The following is a 992-nucleotide window of genomic DNA, read 5'->3' as shown; positions in this document are numbered from 1 at the left end:
GACCGACGACGTGGACCCAGGGGCGCTCCGCGAGGCCGCGCTGCAACTGGCCGACGAGAGACGCCTCGTGGGCGTGAATGCGCTCGATGCCGATCGCCTCGATCCAGCGCACACCCGCGGCGAGGCCCACGGCCTGCGCCGCGTTGGGGACGCCGGCCTCGAACTTCTGCGGCGCCGGCGCGTAGGTCGAGCGCTCCATCGTCACCAGCTCGATCATCGAGCCGCCCGTGAGGAAGGGCGGCATGGCCTCGAGCAGCTCACCGCGGCCCCAGAGGACACCGACGCCCATGGGGCCGTACATCTTGTGGCCGCTGAAGGCGATGAAGTCGGCGCCGAGCGTCTCGACGTCGACCGCGAGGTGCGGCACGGACTGGCACGCGTCGACGACGACGAGCGCCCCGACGGCGTGCGCCCGCGCCGCGAGCTCGGTGACGGGGTTGACCGTGCCGAGCACGTTGGAGACGTGCGTGAAGGCGAAGACCTTGGTGCGCTCGGTGAGCAGGTCGTCGAGACCGCTCAGGTCGAGTGCGCCGTCGGGACCGACCGGCACCCACCGGAGGGTCGCGCCCGTGCGTCGGGCGAGCTCCTGCCACGGCACGAGGTTGGCGTGGTGCTCCATCTCGGTCACGAGGATCTCGTCACCGGGCGCGAGCACGAACCGCTCGTCCTTGGGGTCGCCGGTCGGTGCCGCGTTGGAGAAGGCGTACGCGACGAGGTTGAGCGCCTCGGTGGCGTTCTTGGTGAAGACGACCTCGTCGGCGGGAGCCCCGACGAACGACGCGATGGTCGCGCGGGCGGCCTCGAAGTCGTCGGTCGCCTCCTCGGCGAGCTGGTGCGCGCCGCGGTGGACCGCAGCGTTGTGCTGCTCGTAGAACGCGCGCTCGGCGTCGAGGACCGGCGTCGGCTTGTGCGACGTCGCCCCCGAGTCGAGGTAGACGAGCGGCCTGCCGCCGCGCACCGTGCGCGCCAGGATGGGGAAGTCGCCGCGGATC

General features: G+C 72.2%; 1 protein-coding gene. It reads right to left on the bottom strand.

Annotation, left to right across the window (positions count from 1 at the left end; all coding sequences use genetic code 11):
- Positions 1-991 (bottom strand): aminotransferase class V-fold PLP-dependent enzyme (locus AC1DP0_RS22240; RefSeq protein WP_478088810.1); only part of this gene is annotated, 991 nt, incomplete at its 3' end.
- Between the last annotated feature and the right edge of the window lies 1 nt (position 992).

Source organism: Terrabacter sp. P5_B1 (genome assembly GCF_056400505.1).
The sequence above is the reverse complement of the archived record's forward strand: the minus strand, read 5'-3'. Positions and strand labels throughout refer to the sequence as shown.